Origin of the sequence: Paraburkholderia sp. SIMBA_027 (assembly GCF_046535315.1) — a bacterium.
In the GTDB taxonomy this organism is placed as follows: Bacteria; Pseudomonadota; Gammaproteobacteria; order Burkholderiales; family Burkholderiaceae; genus Paraburkholderia; species Paraburkholderia tropica.
Genome location: NZ_JAWRWY010000041.1, coordinates 1 through 17256 on the forward strand (window position 1 = coordinate 1; position 17256 = coordinate 17256).

At 59.0% G+C, this 17256-nt stretch carries 13 protein-coding genes and 9 pseudogenes; 6 read left to right on the plus strand and 16 right to left on the minus strand.

Translation table 11 applies throughout. The features are described 5' to 3' along the window. The 4 genes and pseudogenes from SB764_RS37560 to SB764_RS37575 all read right to left on the minus strand — a co-directional run. Positions 1 to 601 (minus strand): annotated as a pseudogene (locus SB764_RS37560) (IS3 family transposase); the annotation flags it as partial. Continuing rightward, a pseudogene (gene tnpC / locus SB764_RS37565) lies at positions 588 to 1859 on the minus strand (IS66 family transposase); the annotation flags it as partial. The pseudogenes SB764_RS37560 and tnpC, both read right to left, overlap by 14 nt. A gap of 31 nt (positions 1860 to 1890) precedes the next feature. Then, entirely contained in the window at positions 1891 to 2241 is a 351-nt protein-coding gene (gene tnpB / locus SB764_RS37570) for an IS66 family insertion sequence element accessory protein TnpB (RefSeq protein ID WP_410866405.1), read from the minus strand. Then, on the minus strand, positions 2217 to 2759 hold the full coding sequence (locus tag SB764_RS37575) for a transposase (RefSeq protein WP_410866406.1): 543 nt from the start codon (positions 2757 to 2759) through the stop codon (positions 2217 to 2219). The genes tnpB (SB764_RS37570) and SB764_RS37575 overlap by 25 nt, the downstream gene beginning before the upstream one ends. A gap of 490 nt (positions 2760 to 3249) precedes the next feature. Here SB764_RS37575 and SB764_RS37580 point away from each other — a divergent pair, with 490 nt between their 5' ends. After that, positions 3250 to 3471 (plus strand): DUF2866 domain-containing protein, encoded by a 222-nt coding sequence (locus SB764_RS37580; protein ID WP_410866414.1) that lies wholly within the window; start codon positions 3250 to 3252, stop codon positions 3469 to 3471. Between the two features lie 347 nt (positions 3472 to 3818). Beyond that, the gene (locus SB764_RS37585) at positions 3819 to 4145 is read left to right on the plus strand and encodes a hypothetical protein (protein ID WP_410866407.1); all 327 of its coding nucleotides are present in this window, start codon (positions 3819 to 3821) and stop codon (positions 4143 to 4145) included. A 1014-nt stretch (positions 4146 to 5159) separates the two neighbouring features. Here the strand turns inward: SB764_RS37585 and SB764_RS37590 are convergent. Beyond that, on the minus strand, positions 5160 to 5525 hold the full coding sequence (locus tag SB764_RS37590; protein WP_410866408.1) for an IS3 family transposase: 366 nt from the start codon (positions 5523 to 5525) through the stop codon (positions 5160 to 5162). Positions 5526 to 5639: 114 nt separating this feature from the next. Between SB764_RS37590 and SB764_RS37595 the strand changes: the two are divergent. Beyond that, positions 5640 to 6199 (plus strand): annotated as a pseudogene (locus tag SB764_RS37595) (MFS transporter); the annotation flags it as partial. Between the two features lie 8 nt (positions 6200 to 6207). Here SB764_RS37595 and SB764_RS37600 read toward each other — a convergent pair. From SB764_RS37600 to SB764_RS37620, 5 genes and pseudogenes are all read right to left on the minus strand, one after another. Then, a pseudogene (locus SB764_RS37600) lies at positions 6208 to 6411 on the minus strand (IS3 family transposase); the annotation flags it as partial. Between the two features lie 12 nt (positions 6412 to 6423). After that, positions 6424 to 7482 carry an IS110 family transposase gene (locus SB764_RS37605; protein ID WP_410866409.1) on the minus strand — a complete coding sequence of 353 codons (1059 nt, stop codon included), beginning with the start codon at positions 7480 to 7482 and terminating at the stop codon, positions 6424 to 6426. A 213-nt stretch (positions 7483 to 7695) separates the two neighbouring features. Then, positions 7696 to 8654 (minus strand): annotated as a pseudogene (locus SB764_RS37610) (IS3 family transposase); the annotation flags it as partial. A gap of 58 nt (positions 8655 to 8712) precedes the next feature. After that, positions 8713 to 9174, minus strand: a pseudogene (locus SB764_RS37615) (LysR family transcriptional regulator); the annotation flags it as partial. 342 nt (positions 9175 to 9516) lie between these two features. Then, a complete protein-coding gene (locus SB764_RS37620; protein WP_110329639.1) occupies positions 9517 to 11082 on the minus strand; it encodes a methyl-accepting chemotaxis protein in 1566 nt (521 codons plus the stop codon). A gap of 508 nt (positions 11083 to 11590) precedes the next feature. Here SB764_RS37620 and tnpA point away from each other — a divergent pair. From tnpA to SB764_RS37635, 3 genes and pseudogenes are all read left to right on the plus strand, one after another. Beyond that, a pseudogene (gene tnpA, locus SB764_RS37625) lies at positions 11591 to 12084 on the plus strand (IS66-like element accessory protein TnpA). Beyond that, the gene (gene tnpB / locus SB764_RS37630; protein ID WP_410866410.1) at positions 12084 to 12437 is read left to right on the plus strand and encodes an IS66 family insertion sequence element accessory protein TnpB; all 354 of its coding nucleotides are present in this window, start codon (positions 12084 to 12086) and stop codon (positions 12435 to 12437) included. Before tnpA ends, tnpB (SB764_RS37630) begins: the two are co-directional and overlap by 1 nt. A 99-nt stretch (positions 12438 to 12536) precedes the next feature. Further along, positions 12537 to 13597, plus strand: a pseudogene (locus SB764_RS37635) (IS66 family transposase). Between the two features lie 471 nt (positions 13598 to 14068). Here the strand turns inward: SB764_RS37635 and SB764_RS37640 are convergent. The 6 genes and pseudogenes from SB764_RS37640 to SB764_RS37665 form a co-directional block, all read right to left on the minus strand. Beyond that, a complete protein-coding gene (locus SB764_RS37640; RefSeq protein ID WP_410866411.1) occupies positions 14069 to 14521 on the minus strand; it encodes a GNAT family N-acetyltransferase in 453 nt (150 codons plus the stop codon). A gap of 317 nt (positions 14522 to 14838) precedes the next feature. Beyond that, positions 14839 to 15171 (minus strand): H-NS family nucleoid-associated regulatory protein, encoded by a 333-nt coding sequence (locus tag SB764_RS37645; RefSeq protein ID WP_410866412.1) that lies wholly within the window; start codon positions 15169 to 15171, stop codon positions 14839 to 14841. Positions 15172 to 15290: 119 nt separating this feature from the next. Next, a complete protein-coding gene (locus tag SB764_RS37650; RefSeq protein ID WP_410866413.1) occupies positions 15291 to 15866 on the minus strand; it encodes a hypothetical protein in 576 nt (191 codons plus the stop codon). Between the two features lie 148 nt (positions 15867 to 16014). Further along, positions 16015 to 16242 (minus strand): hypothetical protein, encoded by a 228-nt coding sequence (locus tag SB764_RS37655; protein WP_234775654.1) that lies wholly within the window; start codon positions 16240 to 16242, stop codon positions 16015 to 16017. A gap of 193 nt (positions 16243 to 16435) precedes the next feature. Continuing rightward, entirely contained in the window at positions 16436 to 16639 is a 204-nt protein-coding gene (locus SB764_RS37660) for a cold-shock protein (RefSeq protein WP_007584087.1), read from the minus strand. A gap of 328 nt (positions 16640 to 16967) precedes the next feature. Next, positions 16968 to 17066 (minus strand): annotated as a pseudogene (locus tag SB764_RS37665) (TIGR02594 family protein); the annotation flags it as partial. Positions 17067 to 17256 lie beyond the last annotated feature (190 nt).

Genomic DNA, 17256 nt, shown 5'->3' on the forward strand with positions numbered 1-17256 from the left:
CCGCTGTACAGATCCTTCAGGCCAGCGAGATACAACCAGCCCTCGTCGGTCGCGATGTACGTGATGTCGCCGCACCAGGCCTGATCGGGCATTGCAACCGAGAAGTCCTGGCCCAGCAGGTTCGGCGCGACGGGCAAATCATGCTTCGAATTGGTGGTTGCCTTGAACCTGCGCTTCTGCCTGCACCGCAAGCCCAGTTTCCTGCGCAACCGTTTTATCCGGTGCACGCCCACACAATCACCGTGCTGCTCAAGATGCTTCTGCAGGCGCTCGGGACCGAAGCTTTCGCGCGTGCGCCGCTGCTGGGCAGCAAGAACCTCCGTTTCCAGTCGTGCTTCCTGCCGTGCCCGTTTCGAGGGCGTGCGTTTGCGCCATGCGTAATAACCGCTGACCGAAACACCCAGCGACCGGCACATCGGTGGCACCGGATAATCCTGTCGCATCTGTTCAATCACGCCGTACTTCACCGCGACTCCCTCGCAAAGTACGTCGCGAACTTTTTTAACAGATCGCGCTCCATCTTCACTTCCGCCAGTTCTCGCTGTACGCGCGCCAGCTCGGCTTCCAGTTCGGTCAGCGGCTTCTGGTTTGGGCCACTGTCCGCTCATGTACTGTAATGCCTTGCCGAGCAGACTCGACGGCACGACGCCCGGTAGATGCTCGATCAGCATGCGCTCGACGATGGCGAGCACGCGGGCGCTGTATCGGATACGCAATCGCTGCCGCCGCTCTGGTTTCCATTGCGCACTGCGTGCTTCGGCAGCGAACAGCTTGCCGATCAGCATCACGAAGCGCGTCGCCAGCAGATCCGGCGAGCGTGCTGCTTTCGGCACGGACTCCTCGGCTTTGATGAAGCCACGGCGCACGTGGGCCCAACATCCGAGGTGCACGAGCTGATGATCGTGGGCGATGCCGTTGTAGAGCTCGTACCCGTCCGTCATCAGCGCAGTGCCGGGCTGCACACCAGCATAGAGCTTCTGCGCATGTTGGGCACCGCGCCCCGGCGAGTAAGAGAACATCCGAACGGGCGGCCCTGAGCCGTTGACCTGAGCCCACAGGTAACTCTTTGCCTGCGGCCTTCGCTCTGGTTCCTTCAGCACCTGGAACGTTGTCTCGTCGCCGTAGATCAGGTCTGATTCGAGCAGCGCGTCGCGCATCAGGTTGATCACCGGCTGCGTGGCCAGTCCCACCCGCACCACGCTGGCGGCCAGCGTGTTCGACGAGATGTCGCCGCCGAAGCGACGCAGCAGCGTGGCCTGGCGATACAGGGGCATGCCGTACTGGTATTTGCCAGTGATGATCCACGCCAGCGCGGATTCCGTGAGCAGCCCGCGAGGAATGATGCGCGCCGGTGCTGGCGTAATCTTGATACCGAGATCGCAGCACGGGCAGGCGTACTTGACCCGCTGGTGTTGAACGACGCGCACTTGCTCGGGAATCACGTCGAGCTGTTCGCTCGTTTCCACGCCGATCTCGACGAGGGCCTGGCCGTCATGCGCGCAGAACCGTTCGAACTCGGGCAGCTCGTGCCGCACGACCTCGCGTGGCAGGTTCGGATCGAGTGGTTTGCGCCCGCGCTTGCCTCGCGTGTGAGCGGCGACCGAGGTGCCGGGCAAGTCCTCGCGCGCGGGCGCGTCGGTAGTCGTCGCCAGCGCCTCTGCTTCGTTGAACAGGCCGAGCTGGTCGGCATGGCGCGCCTCGCTCGATGCACCGAACAGTTCGTGCTTGTAGGCCCGCAGCTTCTCTTCGGCCAGATCGCGCTGGGCCGTCACAAGTCGAAGCTCACCGCGCAGCGCATCGCGTTCGGCGAGTAGTGCATGGTATTCCTCAACACTCGGCATGACGGGGCGGTTCGGCATGGCCGGTTAGACCACGTCGCCCTCGTGGTGTTCAGCTCATCCGCGCGTAATGTCGCTGGGGATGCTTCTGGATCACGGCCAGGTCGATTCCGTCTAGCAGCCAGTGCAACTGCTCGGCGCTGAGCGTGATCGTATCGCTTCCGTTCGGCCAGATGAAGCGATCGGCTTCGAGTCGCTTGAGCAGCAACCAGAATCCGTTGCCGCCCCAGCCGAGAATCTTGATGCGATCGCGACGGCGGTTGCCGAAGACGAATAGCGCCGAGGTCATTGGGTTCAGGCGCATCGCCTGTTCGACCAGGATCGACAGCCCGTTGATGCTCATGCGGAAGTCGACCGGATCGCGATGCAGGTAGACCTTCAGCCCTTCGTCGAACCGGAACACGGTAGCCTCCCGAGCATTTGGATCACCGTGGCCAACTCATCGACGCTCGCCTCGCCAAGATCGAATTCGACCCCATTCGACAGGCGCACATGTAACGAAAGCGCCATCAACGACGTGCCCGGCGGCAGTACGGGGGAAGCGGCCGGCACTTTCGATGGCAGGGTGACGACAGGGACAAATGCCTGCGCGTCACTCACCGGAGCACGACGCGTTGGTCCTGAGATGTCGATCGATACGCCGTCTATGACCAGTGGGTCCGGTCTCGTTGGTGTTTGCAGTGTCTGCTGCTGATGGCGCGAGATCCAGCGGCGCAACTGGTTCGGATTGACGTCATGGTCCATCGCCGCCCGGGCGATCGATACCCCGGGCTTCAAGCAAAACTCGACCAGCTCCCGCACGGCATCTTCATCAAATTCCCGCCGGCCATCCCGTCTGCGGCCAACCACCAGTCTGCTTCGAAGGTCTTGTTTCTCTGTCATCTCGGTCTGAGTGCATGTGTCCACGCGGACACTTAGCATCTGACCTTCTGCCTGCCATTGGTAGGGCGTCGTTTATTGACGGCTTACAGAGTACCTGCATGCTGCCCTCCTGCATGATAGAGAATGGCAGCGGCGACAACCCTCGTTATCGGATTCTGGTAAGCGTGCTCCGGCAGGGCGACATGTGCCCCCCGGTCACAATTCGGGGTGCTCGCAGGGTTGCGGGTCCAACTCTCAAACCGGCTCAGTGCACCACATAATGGACCGACCTCGACCACCGCTGCCTCGTCATCGTATTCCTTCCCGGATCCGCCCGCAGCAGTCGTGCGCTTCATCCTTCGGGGTCGGGCGAAACCCGATGAATCACTCTCAAGAGTTGGAGCCTCCATAAGATCCGGGCGGTTCAATGTCGTCTGCCCACGCTGGTTTAAGACTTGCTTAAGGAAGCAAATCTAAATTCGCAATCGAGAAGCAAAAATTATCGACATTTATGTGGAAAGCCAATTGTATGGATAACAAACCGTTGAAAATGCGCGGCTTTCGAATTTCATTGGAAACGGTCAATCCATTTGGTCATGTCTGTCAAATTGTCGAATGGGTCGACCCAGAGGGTCATATCGCAAGGCGGGTCGCAGGCGCTCATCTCACAACTTCTGCGGTCGACGGATTGGCCCAGTCTTTTGTAGCGGGAGTTAGGCATACGTTGAGTGACGATGAACCACAGCCAAAGGCAACTCTCCGAAAGCGGTAGTGTCACGACGACGCAAGTGGTGGGATGCTACTCCTACCGCATGATCCCTTGAACCAGGTTGAATCTCACAGCAGGGTTGCTGGCGACGGGTAACGAAGCGTTAGGAGACTCCCCTGTCGGCTGGGCGTCAGTGGAAGCGACGGCGACAACCACTTCCCGTTCTCCGTGCCCTCAGGGCAGATCCCAAACAGACAACCTACACGAAAGAGGCCATGGCATAGATAATCGCCAGCTTCATGCGTGCGCTTTGTGAGCAAGGCCTGTTTTGCTCTTCAGCGCTCAGTTACTGCTACGGCGAGCAGAAATTCGAACACGGGCGGCTCATTCGCCCTCAGAAAACCTAAATCGTGAACAATGCAATCGGTGGCAGCCTGCTCGCGCAGTTGGCCGAATACATCCAAGCCGGAACGCGTCAGAGGAGGAGTGGGGCCGAGGTCTGGAGAATTCTGGGGAGGCCCTCACGAAAGACCTCGTCGTCGATGAACGGAATGCCGCCGTGGCAGGCCATTAACCACGCGCGTCACGTTCACATCCGCCCCAACTATGTGCAGTCTCCGTGTGCTGACGCGAGGCGCGCACTCGATCCATTGGCGAAAAACGCTCTGCGCGATTACAAAAATAAAGTAGATCTTGGCCTCGATGAAGCGAACCCAGCGTACCATTTTGAAGACTAACTCGCCATAGCCAGCGAGGCATGAATAGCCGAGACGGAAAATACTGGACATGAGACCGAAAGCATTGCTCACGTATTTTGTAATTTTCCCCTGCTTTCTGCTGCAAACCGCGCAAGCGCTAGCGGATCAGATTTACATATGTGGCTATGTCAATGACAAGACTTCGATGTACAACAAAGATGATGTCGTCATTTCCGTGGACGGTGAAACGGTCATAGCCGTCGCGTGTGCGCCGGTCTCGTCAGCTTACAGATCACGTTTTCATGTGGTCGAGAACAATTCTACGGACGTCGTTTTTTCTGCAGAAATGGTGCCTGGACTAGGTAAAGGGCCTACGTCTGTTTTTGGTCTGGATCGACGTACAGGGAGACTGTATCACTGCGTGAACCGATTCCGGATGCCCAGCAAACCCGTTTGGATTGCTACGTGTTTCCAAGCTAGCAAGCACCAGATAATTTAGGACAAGGCGATAGAATGATGGCTGATACCCAGCTACTTGCGGCGTCACCGGTTGTTGGTTCCAAACTGATAAAGATACTGATCATTCTGTCAGCCGCAGCATTCAATCGCACCGGAGACTTCCCGAGCGAACTAACGTTTCCCGAAATCGGCCAAGTCGAGATACGTGCTGAGGCCCGAGCTCCAGGGGTTAGAGACAGTGGTTTTCCTCGCCTGAGGACGCGATACGGCGACACGCTGCGTGTTCCACGCAATAGAGCGGCGTCCACGGGAACGGCCAGAGATACAAAAGAAGGGCAGAATATGGCAGCACAGGACTCCCTCAGGAGGCACGCCTTCTATGGCGCGGGTAGCGTCGGCTTGAGCGCCCTGGGTCGAATGGCTCTATGAGGTGCGAGCAGCCTGTCGCCGCAGGTAGCGACGATTTACGTCATCTGCTGCAGGGAACCCGGCACAAATTTCGATCGGCTTATATGTCGTGTGTGCCCGGTGAAGTCTGATCGGCAAGTCGTGTCAACCGACGATTGCCCCTGCCTCGTTACCACGTACAGCAGATCATGCAGCGATCAACGCGGCCTCGTAGTCGACGGGAGTAAGAAATCCTATCGAGGTGTGCAGGCGCTCTCGATTGTAATAGCCCTCGATCCAGTCGACGATATCCAGACGAGCCTCTGCGCGCGTTTCGTAGTGAACCTGATAGATTCTCCCGACTTTCAGGGTCTTGAAGAAGCTTTCCATCGGGGTGGCCTTCCCCCGCTTTCCCGGACAGGTTGCCAGCTGAGCAGCGGGCGCAGTATGGACACGCGCACGGCCGTTTCCTAATGCCACTTCGTGGCGTGACAAAAAGGCCTCTGACGGTCGCCGCCGCGTGCTCGCGCTGCGAGGCGCGGTGGTGTCGGCGGACTCGATTGATAACGCCACAACATCAATCGTTCCGAAATTTGCACTTATCGTTCTGCCGACTCCGGGCGAATATTGTCAAAGCCACAATCGACCGGAACGCCGCGTATGTTCCGGAATTCAGGAGACACCTCGATGCACCCGCCGTCTAACCTTTCGACCAGACATTCAAAGGCCACCGCGGTTTTCCGCGTAACGGCCGGGAATTTCCTGGAGCAGTTCGACTTCTTCCTGTTCGGCGTCTACACCACGCAAATCGCCAATGTTTTCTTCCCCGCCACGAGCGAGTTCGCCTCGTTGATGATGACGTTCGCGGTCTTCGGCGCCGGCTTCCTGATGCGGCCGCTGGGCGCGATCGTGCTTGGCGCTTACATCGACGACGTCGGCCACCGCAACGGCCTCATCGTCACACTTTCCATCATGGCGAGCGGCACTATCCTGGTCGCGTTCGTACCGGGCTATGCGACGATCGGACTTCTCGCGCCCGCGCTCGTGCTGCTCGGGCGGCTGCTACAGGGCTTCTCGGCGGGCGCCGAACTGGGCGGCTATCGGTGTATCTCGCCGAGTTGGCCACGCCCGGCCAAAAAGGCTTCTTCACGAGCTGGCAGTCCGCGAGCCAGCAGGTCGCGATTGTCGCCGCCGCGGGCCTCGGCTTCGCGCTCAACCAATGGCTGGGCGCACCGGCCATCGCCGCGTGTAGTGGTCAACTCATCCCGGACACTGCGTTAAGTTTTTCTTCCGCAACCGCCGGTGCCAGTCCGTCGTTGAACTGATGCGGCCGTATCCAGTTGTACCGGTGCATCAGGTAGTGGCTGATATCGCGATGTGCTTCCTGCGCCGACATCTAACCCACTGACGGCTGCCATTCCGTCTTGAAGCTGCGAAACAGCCTCTCCATCGGGGAGTTGACGCTCCTATGTCAAGCGGAGGCCGTCGAATCGGCCAGATCGGCCAGATCGGCCAGAATGAGCGGGTACAGCTCCCGTACGATATAGCGCTTCAGGCAGCGGTGAATCTCCTTGTTGGACATGCCTTCCTTTGTCCTGCGTTCGACATAGGCGCGGGTGCGCGGATCGCTGCGCATCCGAACCATGGCAATGGTCCATAGGGCGTTGTTTGCGGACCTGTCACCGCCCCTGTTCAAGCGATGTCGGATCGTCTTACCGGAGGAGGCTTGTAATGGACTCGTGCCGCAAAGTGCCGCCAACGCAGCTTCACTTTTCAAGCGTTCGGGATTGTCGCCCGCTACGGCAACTAGCACTGCAGCAGTCTGTGGCCCAACGCCGAATCGTTCCCGAAGTCGCTTGGCGTGCTGACTGGTAAGGTTTTCGAGCATAGAGTCCAGTTCCGTGAGTTCCTCCGCCAACGCCAGCCAACGCTTCGCCAGAATCCGTAGCGTCGCCGTCAACGTTTGCAGTATTGGCGTTTTCCCCAGCGAGCGAAGGCGGGCGCAACCCTCAACGCATTCTGCAGTTTTCGTCTTCAGAAGCCGATCGCGGATTTCCTGGGGCGCGCTCACGAGCAAACCCCGTAACTGATTGATAGCCTGCGTCTTGGCCTTGACGGCACTGCGCCTCGCAACAGATACAGCGCGCATCGCCTCGGCGGCCCCAGACTGCTTCTTTGGAATCGCCGTAGATCTTCCGGAAAGGACTGCACGCGCTGCGTTTTCAGCATCAGTGGGATCGGACTTCCCTCTGGATCGGCGTATCGCGCGGTCAGGACGATTAACTTCAAGCACCTCGATCTCATGATCGCGCAGCACACGTGCTAATCCCGCTCCATAGGTGCCGGTCCCTTCAACTCCGGCGCGGCGTAACTGACCGAACGAGCTCGCCCATGTCAGCAGGTCGAGATATCCTGCCGTGTCGGTCGATACCGATAGTGTTCCTAGTAGCCTGCCTGTCTCGCTAATCACGGCCCCGACATGCGCATCCAAGTGCGTGTCGACACCCAGTATTACTTCGTTTTGTTCCATGCGTGTATCCGTTGTAGTGGGCGCATCACCAATCCCAATCGCAGGACAGGACACTCACGGTGCAGAACAAAGCTCCTATCAGGTCACAGACGCTGTGCCCGGCAACGCTCGGGGAACGCCGGAACCCGATCGACAGGTCAACACCAAGGCAGCTTGGCCAATCCCAACACGAGTCAGATCGGTCCGACGTTCAGAGGCGATCTTAGACTGAGTATCCCAGCAATTGCCACGACGGCTCATGCTCTGCTGTATCCGATAACGCCATAGGCGCTGACGGTATTTCCGGCTCGCATACTGGCCGCCTTGATCCGAGTGGAACAGCAGCCCTTGCGGTCGGCCACGCTGCTCATACGCCATTTCCAACGCCTGCACGACCAGGTCGGCATCCGGGCGTGTCGAGAATGCCCAGCCTACAACCCGCCGCGTGAACAGGTCGAGCACGGCCGCCAGATAATGCCAACAGCCTTGCGCCCAGACATACGTGATATCACAACACCAGACCTGATTCGGCGCACCAACCTCGAACTGACGATTGAGATGATTCGGTATATCGATCCTTTCGACCGTGGCCTGCTTGTAGGCATGGCTGCCGCGTTACTTGCAGATCAATCCCAGCTCTTCCATCAAGCGGCTGACTTTGAAGCGGCCAATCACCGTACCCTGCTCGCGCATCATGCCCATGATGCTGCGGCTGCCCGCAGAGCTTCGACTCTCGACGAACAGTTCATGCACCCGGCTACGCAGTGCCATACGCTCGGTATCAACGCGCTGGGCACGCTGCCGGTACGCATACAGACAGGACCGCGATACGTCGAATACCGCGCAGATCAGCTCGACCGATTCGCTTGCGCAGATCTGATTGATTACTTCGTACGTTCGATGCCTTCCGACATCAAGAGCGCGGTAGCCTTTTTTAAAATGGCCTTCTCACGCTCAAGGCGTTCGATACGCGCCTCGAGTTCCTGAATATGCTGCTGATCCGGCGTGATAGCCTTGCCTTGCGGCGTGACGCCCTGACGTTCCATCTGAAGCTGTTGCACCCAGCGACGAAGCACCGTTTCGCCGACGCCGACTGAGCGACTCGCCTCCATATGGCTATAGCCCTGGTCGAGCACCAGACACGCGGCTTGCTGTTTGAACTCCGGGGAAAACGTACGACGCTGCTTGGTCATCAGACACCTCTCCATGGCGAGCATTCTCGCCTAAATCAGTGTCCGGATTCATTAGACCACTACACATGAAGCTCACGCCGAAATCAGCTTCGCCGCTGATGACAGCGTCAAGCACCTCGTTGGCGCTGGAATCGATTAGCTTGACCCGAATTCGTGGAAAGCGGCAATGATAGCTCGCGATAACGCTCGGAAGAAAGTAATACGCGACCGAACGCACGCACGCGCTAGTCACATGGCCCAGGCGGCTCGATGAAACATCGCGAATACCGAGCAGCGCGACGTCAAGATCATCGAGCAGTTGTTCTGCGCTTTGGGCGAACACGCGGCCGACGGTGGTGAGCGTGACGCTGCGCGTGGTGCGCTCGAAGAGACGCACGCCGAGCGCTTCCTCGAGCTTGTCGATCCGACGACTCAACGCTGGCTGGGATATGCTCACCGCCTCCGCGGCCTTTCGGAAGCTTCCCAGCTCCACCACCGCGCGAAACGCCTGCAAGTCATTCAAGTCAAAGTTCACGCCCACGTCCAGCCTCCGCACCATGGATACCGAGTATTTTGCATGACTCAGCAGAGATCCCCTCCGCCCAAATGATGCACGTACCTCTCTCGTGTAGACCGCTTTGGGAATTCGATTCATTCATGCCTCCGTTTCACGATTTTTGCGAAACGTCGGCTTCCACTTTTTTAGCCGACCTCAAGCTTCAGCTTCAGCAACCTCGGCGCGCGCGGGCAGCGAGGCCTCGATCACTGCATTCATGGTGTTCTCCACATATGAAACGGCACATGGCGCGCCGCCACACGCTTCCCTCTTTGTTCAACATGTCTTGCCGATCAGTGTCATGTGCGCCTCGAGTGCCGTTCCCTCTCAACCGTGTGCGCGTCCAATCCTGAACACACCGACTACCCCGCGTAGTGCGGTGGCCTGCTGCGCCATCGATTGCGCCGCGGCCGAGGCCTGCTCCACGAGCGCGGCATTCTGCTGCGTGACCGAATCCATCTGGCTCACGGCGACATTGACCTGCCCGATTCCCGTTCCCTGTTCGTCGGAGGCGGAGGCTATCTCCCCCATGATGTGGGTCACGCGCCGCACCGACTGCACGATATCGGCCATGGTCGTGCCCGCCCGCTCCACCTCCTGGGAGCCCTGCGCCACGCTCTTCACCGAAGTAGTGATGAGATCCTTGATTTCTTTCGCGGCGCTTGCGCTGCGTTGCGCCAGCGTGCGCACTTCGCCCGCGACCACGGCGAACCCGCGACCCTGATCTCCTGCGCGTGCTGCCTCCACCGCTGCGTTGAGCGCGAGGATATTGGTCTGAAAGGCAATGCCCTCGATGACAGCGATGATTTCGGCTACCTTGCCCGAACTGCTCGAGATGACGCGCATGGTCTCTACAACCTGGTTCACGACTTCGCCGCCGCGCACAGCGACATCGCAGGCGCTGCCCGCGAGCGCGTTGGCCTGCCTGGCGTTTTCCGTGTTCTGCCGTACCGTGGCGGTCAGTTGCTCCATGCTGGCTGCCGTTTCCTGAAGCGAGGCCGCCTGCTCTTCCGTGCGCTGCGAGAGGTCCAGGTTGCCCTGTGCGATTTCTGCGGACGAGGTCGTGATTGCCTCCGCGGAAGACTGGATTTCGGAAACGATGCTCCTCAGTTGCTGACGCATAGCTTCCAGCGATGCCATCAGACTGTTTTGATCGCTCGGCGCGACAGCAACCGGCACCTCGAGATTGCCCTCCGCAATGCGGCCGGCCACTGTGGCGGCATCGGCAGGTTCGCCACCCAACGCTCGCGTGATTCCGCGCGTAATGAAAAAGCCGAGCACGATCGAGAGAATGACCGTCATGGTACCGGCCACCGCGAGCGTCAGCTTGGTCGATGCCGTCATGCTCAACACTTCGCCGGAACGCTCGTCAAGCAGCGACTGTTCGGCCTGATTGAGCTCCAGGGATGCTGCGCGATAGCGGTCCATGAACTGCTTGTCGTTGCCTTGCTTGAAGTAATCGGTCAACACGTTGGCGGACTGCTTGCCGGCGTCGACGTCACGCCGCATGGCGATCAGCTTCTCGTCGATTTCCGCCACTTTCTGCTGCATCTCGCGCAGCGTGTCGAGGCGCTGCTGCTGCGCGGGATTGTCAGCCGTGAGGCTTCGGGCCCGATCGAGCGACGTCATGAACTGCGTGCGCCCAGCCTTGTACGGTTCAAGAAAGCTCTCTTCGCCCGAAACGACGAAGCCGCGCGCACCTGTCTCCATGTTCACCATGTTGGTGAGCATGTCGTCGTTTGCGCGCAGGACCTGATAGCTGTGAATGTTCCATCCATTCGCCTGGTTAAGCTTCAGAAAATTGAATATCGAAATTGCGCTGCCAATCAGCGACATTAGTACGACAATGCCGAACGCTGCACCGAGCTTTTGACCGACCGTCATTGCTTTCATGCTTGCTTCCTTGGGTGTATTGATAGCCACTATGTCGGCAGGCGCCCCGACTTGCTGAAATAGATGCGCGTTCGATCACAGGAGATTTTCTTCTTATCTGCGGCGACCTCACGAAAGACATTAACCCTTCCGCTCATCTTGAGAAACAGAACCTCAGCAGCAAACGATAGCGCGCTCCGATTTATGTCATTTGCATATCTGCATGCGACGACACCAATAGACAATGGCTGATTCTGACGCGCACCGGCGGCCGCACTGTGAGCGCGCCCGTCTCGTCTCGGTTGCAGCCGTACCGTTTGCGCGACGATACGCACAATGGATTGCTTCACTCGGCTGCGAATCCTGACAGACGTCATGCGCATGCGCAGTGCCAGAGGTTCACGAATGGCTGAAAGACGTCAACGTAGACGTACAACTGTCGTTTAGTCTCACTAGTTTGTAAGCGCGAAATTCTCCGCACCTAGGCAGCGCTGCCGAATCGATCCACGATTGCGTCCGCAGACTTGAATTGCGGACGCAGATGATGACCGACACTGACTTTGACTTTCTCCCTCTGCGCGTGACCCGGACGTGCGCGGATGGCAAGCATCGATACGATCCGGAGGGCAAGCGTAAGTTGATCGCAGCCTGTCGCCGGCCGGGCGCGTCATTGGCTGGTCTGGCGCTGAAGGCTGGGGTCAATGCGAACCAGTTGCGCAAATGGGTGCAACTGGAAGAGCGACGTGAAGTTGCCGACGTTTCACATGATGCTATCGCGCAAGCACCGTCAACCTTCGTGCCGGTCGTCTTGATCGGCGAGTCACTGGCATCGACTCCTGCGGACACAGCACTACCAGCCCCGCAGCCGTTGCTGCAACGAGATCCGCCCCGTCCGTCGCCGCGCGCTGCACCACTTGCGCGCTTGTCGGCAACACTGCCAACGGTGTCGTGCTCGAGCTCGAATGCTCTGGGAGAGACACCTCGCTGGTCACGGCGATGATTGCCGCGCTGGGAGCGGGCTGATGTTCCGCTTCGACAACGACCTGCGGATCTACCTGCATCGCGAGCCGATCGACTTCCGGGCTGGACTGAATACGCTGGTGACGATGGTCGAACAGTCGATGCAGCTCGATCCGCTCGCACGAGCCGTCTTCGGATTCCACAACCGGAAACGGGATCGGGTAAAGCTGTTGCTCTATGACCGTGCCGGCTTCTGGCTGATGTTGAAACGGCTCGAGGTGGATCGTTTCGCCTGGCCCCGTCGTCAGCAGGCCGTGATCGAACTCACGGTCGACCAGCTCCATCTGCTGCTCGACGGCGTCGATCTCGACGCGCTGCGTCCACATCCCGCACGACAGTGCTGCTTCACGAGTTGAGGAGCGGTATCGCGAACGTCGTTGGCGAACAACGGCCGTCCCGGCTGTTACACATCTCCGTAAACCTGTGCGACGCCGCGCTTCGCTATCGTGAAGCGCATGAAAGCCGATCTCGCCCGATTGCCGCAGGCCGCCAAGGTCTATATCCACGAACTCGAAGCAGGTCTCGCCGAGCGCGATGCCAGGATCGACGAACTGACCAAGCGCCTCGACGCGTTGGAAGAGCAATATCGTCTCGCACTGGCCCGACAGTACGCGCCAAAGAGCGAAAAGCGCAAGGACCGCGTGTTCAACGAGGCCGAAGATGCCGCCGACGCCGATCCAGACGGCGCAGACGACAGTGACATGCCTTCGCTGCCGGACACCGGATTGCCGGAGCTCGACAAGCCCGAGCCGCGTAAGCGCGGCCGCAAGCCGCTGCCTGCGGATCTGCCGCGCGAGCGCATTGAGTACGACCTGCCCGAAGAGCAGAAGATCTGCCCGTGCTGCGGCAAAACCCTGCACCGCATGGGCGAGGACGTCAGCGAACAGCTGCACATGGAGGTCAAGGTATCGGTGCTGCAGCACGCGCGCGCCAAATATGCGTGCCGGCACTGTGAACGTCACGGCGTGCGTACGCCAATCGTGATCGCGCCAATGCCAGCGCAGCCCCTGCCGGGCAGCCATGCCAGTCCGTCGATGATCGCCGCCGTCACGGCCGGCAAGTACGTCGACGGCACACCGCTGTATCGAATGGAGGATGTGCTCGCGCGCTCGAACATTGCAGTCAGCCGCGGCACGCTGGCGAACTGGATCATCCGCCCGGCCGAGCTGCACTACGCGCGGATTTACGATGCGCTCAAGCAGATTCTGCGAAGCCAGTGGTTGATCCACGGCGAAATGACGGCCGTCTGCCGCTTGATAACAACGTCATCGAGCGCGACATCAGGCCGTTTGCCACTGCGAGAAAATCGTGGTTGTTCAGCGACACGGTTGCGGGTGCGAAGGCGAGTGCGATGGTATACAGCATGATGCTCACATGCCGCGCCTGCGGCGTCGAACCGCACGCCTGGCTGCTGCATGTGCTGACCGAATTGCCGCAGCGCGCCGCAGACGCGGACATCAGCGACCTGCTGCCGTTCAATTACGTGAAGCAACAAGCCGAGGCGAGCGTGAGCTGACACAGCGAGCGCGCCGCAGTCATCGCGCCGGCACACTTTACCGAAACCCAGATGCGGCCATCGCCGGTCAACCTCGGCCGTAGCGATGCGGCTATGCTCGCCCATCAGCTGCAAATGATTCTCCATTCGGTGTGCTGAATTTGCCGCTTACAGATATCTTACATTGTCGAATGGATTCATAACGCGGCGACACGGCTAGCGAAACTGCCCGCCGCGGTCGTTATACCTCTGCGTCCGATTACTGGCACGGAGCCGACGCCTGAGCGTCAGCATCGCATTCACCTACAATGACTGTAGCTGGGCGCACTGCGACGGATGGGGCCGTCCTTCAGGACGAGCGACCCTGCGCCGATATCGAACTTCCGTAGCCGACCCACAAGAGCCGTTCGGCATCCTCCGAAGCAGCCGTTCACCGATGAGCACGGAGGAGCTAAACTGATCGAGGCTGCGGCTTGCATGGCATCCGCTCGCTCACGAGCCGAGATGCAGATGCATTGGCAGGCTTGTACCTCTACGGGGATGTCCTTCAATGACCGAGAAACCCAGCGCTTGATAAAACTGAACTGCATTGGGTGCCGAATTCACTTTGACGTGGCCCCGGTCATTTCGATAAATGCACCGGCGAATCGCCTCCGAGAGTAATGCGCGGCCAACACCTTGGCGTTGAATCTCGGGATCGACGAAGAGGCTGCATAGGTTCCAAAAATTCTTGATCAGAATGACGCCCACGACTCGCGTGTCATTAACGCATTTCAGATGAACAACTGAATTGACATTATTTTGAGCCCAATACAGATTCTGCCGGATGTTCTCAAGCACATCGGCCATCTCGGTTTTCTCCAACCTTAAGCTCGTCGTAACGACGCGATGCATCAGTGCGTCAAGTGTCGCGGTATCATCCGGCTGCACATCCTGAATCTGCATCCTTGCCCTCGCAGTCATGGCGAAAAACAGATCGGCGCATGTGCAGGATTGTCGACCATTTGCCAAGCCGCGTCCAATGACTGAAAGTGGCCGGGGGCCGCCTTATGCGTATTGCATAATATGGTGCACATTGAGCTGAGGCGAGAGCCCGCGTGCGACCCGTTGCAGTCCTTCGGCGACGTTCTTTGAACGTCTCTACCCGGCCCGAAAGCGGTCACCCCGAGTCGCTGGCGCCGAAGCGGAGACCGCGCAAACGGTGATCAGTGGTATCCGTGCGGACCAAAGTTGGCTCTCTCGCGATTCGGTATCCCTGGAGGCTACCGCCTTGGATGACTCGATCCCGCGAGCGGGCTTCCGGCGAAGGGATCGTTTTTCCAGTCCGCATCGGTCTGCGCTGCTGGTTGTGCAAGCGTCTCGCCCGAAAGTTCAAAGTGCCCGATGGACTGTCCTGCGCTAGTGGCCTGTCTAAGCCATTGTGGCATCTCGCCCACGCCGCTCCAAGTGTCACCACCCGCGCTACGGTAGCGACCTGTGTCCGCCCCCTCCGTCGGGGTCGCCAGAAAGGAAGCGAGGTCATCCGGGCTGATCCCGAAATCATCCATCCGGTGGCGAAGATACACAATCATGCTGTCCCGCTTCCGTTCATCCATGAGAATTCCTGTCAGGTATTTGGCCAGCGGTTCAATATAAAATCGCGAACCCGCGATGACCTGCCGTTCGCTGCACGGGCCACCCTCCTTTACACTTCAATTGCCAACTCGATAACGCTTCACAGATGCTGGACAGCAGTCGCGTAGGACTTCGCCGCCTCCCGGAGTTGCCCGGCGGCGGCCTGTACGTGGATCGGCAACTCGCTCAGCGCGAGCAGGGTGTCCACACCGTCCAGCCGCCTGCGAAGTTCGATCACTAGATCCATGACGCTGGCGTCGCCCACGCGTCGGCGATTGCTCTGTCTGGAACTGACCACGGAGCAGTCGACCAGACGATCGATCTTGCGAAAGTAAGCTTGAGCTGCGGCGCGGTGCCTCGCATATAGCGTCGCCACATTGGACCTGGAAAGACAGTCTTTGACGATGTCGGCGTTCATGCCGAAGTGAACCTGCAGCGCGTCGGCGGCATCCGCCCGGTGGAAACAGGCCACCTGGTCAAACAGCGTCTCGCCATCCCGGTCGATCAGATCGATCCAGACCTCACCATCTTCCAGAGTCTGGCCGGCGCGTTGAATCACCCGCTCATCTTCATTGGCGCAAGCGAGCATCCGGTGTCCATCGATGTCGTCAACCGACATCTCGAACACCTCCACCAGTTCCCCACTCACTGCGACCTGCATGACCAGTAACGCCATCTCTGTGCTCCTTGCGATGCGATTGTTGGGAATACCCGCTGCGCAGATCGGGCCGTCCAAGCTGGCGACCTGTTTGTGTGGCAATTCCGCGAGAAGCGGCGCGAGCCCGACATTTTCGCGGCACTCCCGTCCTTCGGTGCGCGACAAATTAACCGCGACTGTCGACCCAGTCGCGCGCCCACGCTGTAGCGTGCCCGAGTGCCTGCATTTCGCTGTCAAAATAGTCGAGCGCATCAAATGTGTAAGAAGCCGGATTAGCATCCCCGGCGTCTCTGGTGAGGAGCAGATTGGCGGCGAACCAGCCGTCAGGTAACCGGTGAGCGGACGGCGAGACTGAGTAACCGTTGTAATGGTAAAGATTTTTATGGTTTTGCATAAACGATAAACGGCAGCACGACATTAATGCCGTACAAGCGGAATGAGTGGAAAATGAGGCGAGACGGATCGTGTCGAGATGACAAATGATGCGCACGTCGAAACGCGGCGATCAGATCGGGAGCGCATGGCTCCACGAGGATGCTAGTCAGGCTGACAAAGCAAAGGGCCGGTAGAGCGGCCCTTGAAAGACGTTACTGCGGCGAGATATTCGCGGCCTGCATACCCTTCGGGCCGCGCTTGGTCTCGTAGCTGACCTTCTGGTTTTCTGCGAGCGTCTTGAAGCCGTCGCCCCGAATTTCCGAGAAGTGGGCGAAAAGATCGTCACCGCCTGCATCAGGAGTAATGAAGCCAAAGCCCTTGCTATCGTTGAACCATTTAACAGTACCGGTATCCATGAGAATTCCTGAAATAAGAGATAAAAGCTCCGATGCGGAGCGACAAAAACTTCAAGGAAGAAGAGAGGACAACGAGTACCGCGCAGACGAGGCGGAAAATGGTGATCAGCAATCGAGCTTCTTGAATATTTCGAAACCCACAATATAGTGCGCGGGTGGGTCTGTCAACGCTTTTCGTGACAGGCTTCATCCCCGAGCCGATCATTCCCCGGCGAATCACTCGACGGGCTCTGGCGCGGCTCTTGCTCGCACGAGGGTCACACGACAGTCGCGGACAGCGCCGTGACGAACAGCCGAAAGGACACTCCCCTACAAAACCATGACGACAGCCAAACAGATTTGTTTGATTGTTGTATTCGACTATCCGCGGATTGGTTTCGCCAACCGGAAAACGTCTGACACCACATTCTGCAATCGCTACCGGCATTCAGACGGGTCCACTATCTCAGATATCCATGGTCATTCGCGTTGGCGGGATTCTCACGTTGTCGAGGGAGTTGTCACCGATTCGAGTCGCTTGTTCGACCGTCCGCTTCTGGCCGAGGCCGTGTAAAAACGCGCAGAACGGCCGACCGATCCCTCCCCGGCGGGAGCACAGTTGCGTTAGGACGTGACGC